The organism is Streptomyces sp. a15, assembly GCF_059026085.1.
On the sequence record NZ_JBWLKM010000004.1, the window covers coordinates 202,181 to 208,133 of the forward strand.

A 5,953-nucleotide genomic window follows, 5' to 3' on the forward strand; every position below is an offset into this window, starting at 1 on the left:
CCGTGCCGTACGGACAGGGTGAGCAGGTGCTGTTCGCCGAGCACCTCGCGCCGGGCCGCGTAGACCTCGCGGAACTCCGCCTCCGCCGCCTCCAGTTGGCCGCGCTCCATCAGCAGGTCGGCCAGGTTGTGGCGGACCACCAGGGTGTGCGGGTGCATGTCGCCGAGCAGCCTGCGGCGGACCTCGAACACCTCCCGGAACTCGGTCTCCGCGTCGCCCGGCCAGCCCCGGTCGCGCAACACGGTCGCCAGGCCGTGCCGGGAGGCGACCGTGTCGGGGTGGTCCTCGCCGTAGGAGTCGCCGCGCAGCTCCAGCACCGTACGGAACTGGCGCTCCGCCTCGACCAGCAGGCCGCGGTCGCGCAGCACGTCGGCGAGGTCGTGGCGGACGGCGAGGGTGCCGGGGTTGCGCTCGCCGAGGACCTCGGCGCACACCTCCAGGGTCTCCCGCAGCTCCTGCTCGGCCTGCCGGAACATGCCCCGCTCGTGCAGCACCTGGGCCACGTCGTGCCGGGTGGCCAGGGTGTCGGGATGGCGGTCGCCGAGCGCCTCGCGATAGGCGTCGAGCACCAGGCGGTACTCCTCCTCGGCCTCCGCGAGCAGACCGCGCTGCTGGGCCATGCGGGCCACGCCCTTGCGGGCCGCGAGGGTCTGCGGGTCGCGCTCGCCGAGCAGGGTGCGCCTCGTCGCGTACACCGTGCGGTACTCGGCCTCCGCCTCGGCGGGCCGGCCGCGGTCGGCGAGCAGTTCGGCGAGCGCGTAGCGGGCGTCGGCGGTCTCGCCCGCCGCGTCGCCGAACAGCTCGCGGGTGTCCTCCAGGACCGTACGGACCAGGGACTCGGCGGCGGAGAGCCGGCCGCGTAACTGGAGCAAGTGGGCGGCGGCGGACCGCACTTCGAGGGCGTCCGGGTCGCGCGGGCCGCAGGCGAGGACGATCGGCTCGCAGGCGTCGAGGACCGCCTCGGCCCGGTCCAGCCAGCCCCGCCGGAACAGATGACGCGCCCCGGCCGCCGCCGCCCGCAGCGCCTTGGAGACCAGCTCGTCCTCCGCCTCGTACGGATCGCCGATCAGGGCGAGCGGCGCGTCGACGTGCGGGAGCAGCAGCCGCCAGCGCGGCCAGTCGCGCGGGTCGTCCTCGCTGAGCTCGGCGGTGGCCGCGACGACCAGGTCGGCGACGACCGCGCCGTACTCCTGGAGGTGTTCGGCGAGGTCCCGCTGTCGGCGGCCGGCGTCCCGGACGAGCGGATGCATCAGCAGGGAGCGCGCGTGCTCGTCGCCGCCGCGCGGGGTGTGCAGCTCGATCAGGCCGAAGTCGGCGAGCGAGGTCAGCGCCGTGTAGAGCTCCTGCGGGGTGACGCCGGGCAGCAGCCGGGAGGCGGCGAGCCGGTCCGGGCGCAGCAGCCCGACCAGGGGCACCGGCGCGTCGCCCAGACAGCACAGCAGCCGCATCAACGGCCGGGCCTGGGAGATGTCGCGCCGCTCCAGCAGGTCGAGGGAGAGCTCCCAAGTACGGCTCACCGGAACGGTGTTGGTGCCGCCGGGCTGGCCGGGCGGGTCCTCGTCGAGGAGCTCGGTGAAGCGCTCGTCGAGGGCCGCGTGGTAGTCGGCGTACGTCCGTACGGCGCTGGTGCCCGGCCAGGCCGGGAACGCGGACGCCGCCGCAAGGTACGAGCCCGCGATGCGCAGCGCCAAGGGCAGCCCGCCGAGGCGCCGGGCCAGCAGTCCGGCGTCCTCGCGGGACCCGGCCCGCGGCCCGGCGAGGTCCCACAGCACGTCGGTGGCGTCGGTCTCGTCCAGCGCGTCCACCGGGTGCAGGGTCGCCCACGGCCCCCAGGTCGCCGGGCTGCTGTCCCGGCTGGTGATCAGCACCAGGCCGGGCAGCTCGGCGGCGGGCCGGATCCAGCCGGTACCCTCCGCCAACCGCCCGTGCGGCGCGAGGTGTTCGGGCTCGTCGGCGTTGTCCACGATCAGCAGCCACGGGTCCGCCCGGTCGCACAGCCGCCGCCACAGCAGGTCCGTGGCGCTCGAACGCCCCGACCAGGCCCGGTCGATGAGATCGGCGGGCGTGCCCAGCGCGGCCACCACCTCGCGCATCCCGGCGCTCAGCGCGGCCGGGTTCGACGCGGTCACCCACCACACGTCCACGCCCAGCACGGAGGCGTACGCGGCGATCTCCAGCGCGACCGTCGTCTTGCCGCCACCGCCCATGCCGTGCAGCACCCGCACGCCCGAAGTCGGTTTGCCCACCAGGCACTTGAGTGTGTCGAGCAGCGGCTCCCGCCCGCGCACCCGGCGATCGAGACGGCCCAGCGGCGGGGCGACGGTCAGGGCGCCCGGCGTGGGCGACTCGGGCGCCGGCGCGGGAAACCCGAACTGCGCGTGCTGGGCATGGATGACGATCGACCGGTCCGCCATACCGGAGAACTCCTCGACGAACGCGGTCAGTTGGCCGGACAGCTCCGGATCCCGGGCCAGCAGCGTGCGCAGCGTGGCGTCCCACCGCTCCCGCTGCTCGCGCAGGATGATCTCCTGCCGGCCCGGCGGCGCGGCATCGAGCGCCGCCCGCGCCCGGTCCAGCTCCGCGACACCCTCGCGCCCCAGGATCCGGGCGATCCGGTTCCGGGCCGCCTGCCACGCGTCCGTGGTCATCAGCGCGACCATCGTGCCCGCGGCGGCGGCAGCGGTCTGCGTGAACAACTCTGCCCCGAACATCGAGGACCCCCTGTCGGCACACACCTCGACGGCTACGTCCGAACCCCTCTCCCGGCTTCAGGGTCTCATGTCCCGCCCATGGAAGGGGATTTGAGAGCGTAGGCGATGTTCGAAAATGCGGTATCGGGGGCGGCGGTCGCGGTGTTGTGTCCCGTGACACCGCACGAGGGGAGCCGTACATGCGTATCGGAGTGGCACCGCACCGCCTGTGGCCCGCGGGAGAGGACGAGCTCGACGGCGTCCTGGAGACGGCCCGCACAGCCGAGGAACTGGGCTTCGACCACGTCATCGCGAGCAGCCACCTGCTGGCCGGGGATCTCGGCGTCACTCCGGACCCACTCGTCCTGCTGTCCGCCGTGGCCGGGGCGACCACCCGGATCGGCCTGGTGACCAGCGTCCTGATCCTTCCGCTCTACAACCCGGCCGTGATCGCGCACCAGAGCGCCACCCTCGACCGCCTCTCGGGCGGCCGCTTCACGCTGGGGGTCGGGACCGGCTGGGACGCCGAGGAGTTCGCCGCCGCGGGGGTGGCGTTCGCCGGGCGGGGCCTTCGCGCCGACGAACAGCTGGCCGTCATACGGGGTCTGTGGCGGGGCGACGAGGGGCAGCCGCGGCTCGGGGTGCGGCCGCGCACGGACGGCGGTCCCGGGGTGTGGGTCGGCGGACACAGTGACGGGGCGCTGCGCCGCGCGCTGCGGTACGGCGACGCCTGGCACGGCTCCGGCCTCGACGCGGCCGGGCTCACCGAGGTGCGGGACCGGCTGGCCGTACTCGGGGAGGAGGCGGGTCGGGATCCGGCCAAGCCGCCACTGGAGCTGACAGCGGGGCACTTCCTGCTGCCGCCGGGCTTCGCGGCGGCCGTGACCCCGCCCGGGCGTCGTCCGCTGGGCGGTGCGAAAGCGACCGGCGAGAGCGTACGGGAGGAGCTCGGGCAGCTGGCCGACGCCGGGCTCGCCGCGTGCTCCCTGTGGCTGCCGGTGGCCACGGAGGCGTTGCCGGACGCGCTCGCCTGGGTCGCCGACGAGGTCCTCTCGCATTTCTCCAAGGGCTGACGATTTTCTCCAAGGACCGACGATTCGGCTTGCTTGCGTGTGGTGATCATGTCAAGCGGGCCGTCATCATGCGCCCATGGCGTTACGACCCTGGCGCACGGGAAGAGGAAGGGCGGCCGTCGCCGCCGCCGCTCTCACGCTGGCGCTCGCGGCCTGCGGCGACGACGGCGACTCGACGTCCTCGGACGGTGGGGGGACGACCATCACCGTGGCCGCGCTGCCGCTGAGCGACTGCGCCATGCTCTACATCGCACAGGACCGTGGCCTGTTCGAGAAGGAGGGCCTGGACGTCCGCGTCCAGCAGATCCAGCAGAGCCTCCAGGCACTGCCCGCCCTGGCCAAGGGCCAGATCGACATGGTGGCCAGCGCCAACTACGTCACCTATCTCCAAGCACACGAACAGGGCACCCTCGACATCCGCATCGTCGCCGAGGCGATCAGGGCCGCGCCGCGCATGATGGACGTCCTGGTGCCGAAGGACTCCGACATCAAGAGCCTCGCCGACCTCGAGGGCAAGAAGCTCGCCGTGAACGTCCTCAACAACGTGCAGTCGCTGACCTTCAACGAGATCCTCGAGAAAGAAGGAGTCGGCGACCCCGTCTACCGGCAGATCCCCTTCCCGCAGATGGGCGCGGCCCTGGAGAAGGGCCAGGTCGACGCCGTGCACGTCGTCGAGCCCTACGACAGCGCCATCCAGGACGAGTTGGGCGCGCGGATCCTCGTGGACGGAGCGTCCGCGCCCGTCGAGTCCATCCCACTCAGCGGATACATCACCACCCGCCGGTACGCGGACCGGAACGCCGAACCGCTGGCCGCCTTCCAGCGGGCCATCAAGGCCGCCGTGAAGATCGCCGCCGAGGACCCCTCTGCCGTGCGCGACGCACTGCCGACGTACACCAAGGTGACCAAGGGCCAGGCCGAGTCGATCGACCTGCCCGTCTATCCGCCGGACATGGACGGCGAGCAGATCGCCCGGCTCGCCGATCTCATGCGGAAACAGGGAATGTTGAAGAAACCCATCGACCCGGCGACGCTGCTGGTGAAGTGACAGGGCGTCGGCGGTGCGGGACGTGAGGGCGGCACGTCGGGAGTTCGGCCTCGGCGCCCTCGGGGTGCTGCTCGCCTTCGGTGTGTGCGAGGCGGTGAGCCGGGCCGGAATCGTCCGTCGCAGCTACCTCCCGCCCGCCTCCGAAGTCCTCGCCCGGGCCGCCGAGCTGGCGGGCGACGCGGCCTTCCTCGACGGAATCGGCGCCACCCTGCGCGCCTGGGCGCTCGGGCTCGGCCTCGCCTGCGTGATCGCCGTACCGCTCGGGCTGCTGCTGGGCAGCGTGCCGCTCGTCGACTCCGCCGTACGCGCGATCGTCGAGTTCCTGCGCCCGCTGCCGTCCGTCGCGCTGATCCCGCTGGTCTCCCTGCTGCTCGGCTCCGGCACCGGCACCGAGGTCGCGCTGATCGCCTACGCCTGCGTCTGGCCCATCCTCTTCAACACCGTCTACGGCCTCGGCGAGACCGACCCCCTCGCCAAGGAAACCCTGTGCGCCTTCGGCTTCGGCCGGCTCGCCGTACTGCTGCGCGTGGAACTGCCCGGCACCGCGCCCTTCATCGCCGCCGGCATCCGCATCTCGGCCGCGGTCGCCCTCATCCTGGCCGTCGCCACGGAACTCCTCGCCGGCTTCGGCGAGGGCCTCGGCATCTTCATCGCCCAGGCCGGCCTGGCCACGGACGGCACCCGTGACGTGCTCGCGGGGGTGGTGTGGGCGGGGGCGCTGGGGCTGGTCGTCAACGGCGTACTGGTGTGGGGCGAACGACGGTTGTTCCCGTGGACGCCGGAACGTCGGGGAGCCGACGGGGGAGGTGCGCGGAGATGAGCGGGGAGCCGGAGTCCGACGGGGGCGGGAGCGGGAGCGGACCGGGAGGGGATCGCGCACGCCGGGGTGGGGCGGAGGAGGCTTCTGGGGGTCGGGTCGGTTCGGGTGGGGTGTCTGGGGGTTGGCCGGGGTCGGAGGGGGCTTCTGGGGGTCGGGTCGGTTCGGGTGGGGCGTCCGCGAGTCGGCCAGAATCGGGCGGGGCATCTGCGCGCCGGGGCGGATCGAGTGGCGCACCCTCGCGCCGGGCCGTGTTGGACGGGACTGCCGTGTCGGAGGGCGCCGTGTTGGACGGGACTGCCGTGTCGGAGGGCGCCGTGTTGGA

Annotated in this window: 4 protein-coding genes; 3 read left to right on the forward strand and 1 reads right to left on the reverse strand. The window is 73.4% G+C overall.

The annotated features are described in order from the left end of the window. A partial coding sequence (gene fxsT / locus AC5P09_RS06865) for an FxSxx-COOH system tetratricopeptide repeat protein (protein ID WP_493872929.1) occupies positions 1-2,711 on the reverse strand: 2,711 nt, incomplete at its 3' end. A 179-nt stretch (positions 2,712-2,890) separates the two neighbouring features. Between fxsT and AC5P09_RS06870 the strand changes: the two genes are divergently transcribed. From AC5P09_RS06870 to AC5P09_RS06880, 3 genes are all read left to right on the forward strand, one after another. Beyond that, positions 2,891-3,763, forward strand: coding sequence for a TIGR03619 family F420-dependent LLM class oxidoreductase (locus AC5P09_RS06870; RefSeq protein ID WP_493872930.1), 873 nt, complete (start codon positions 2,891-2,893; stop codon positions 3,761-3,763). A 76-nt stretch (positions 3,764-3,839) separates the two neighbouring features. Further along, positions 3,840-4,811: an ABC transporter substrate-binding protein gene (locus tag AC5P09_RS06875; RefSeq protein WP_493872931.1), complete on the forward strand. Its 972-nt coding sequence runs from the start codon at positions 3,840-3,842 to the stop codon at positions 4,809-4,811. 22 nt (positions 4,812-4,833) lie between these two features. Then, on the forward strand, positions 4,834-5,631 hold the full coding sequence (locus AC5P09_RS06880; RefSeq protein WP_493872932.1) for an ABC transporter permease: 798 nt from the start codon (positions 4,834-4,836) through the stop codon (positions 5,629-5,631). Positions 5,632-5,953 lie beyond the last annotated feature (322 nt).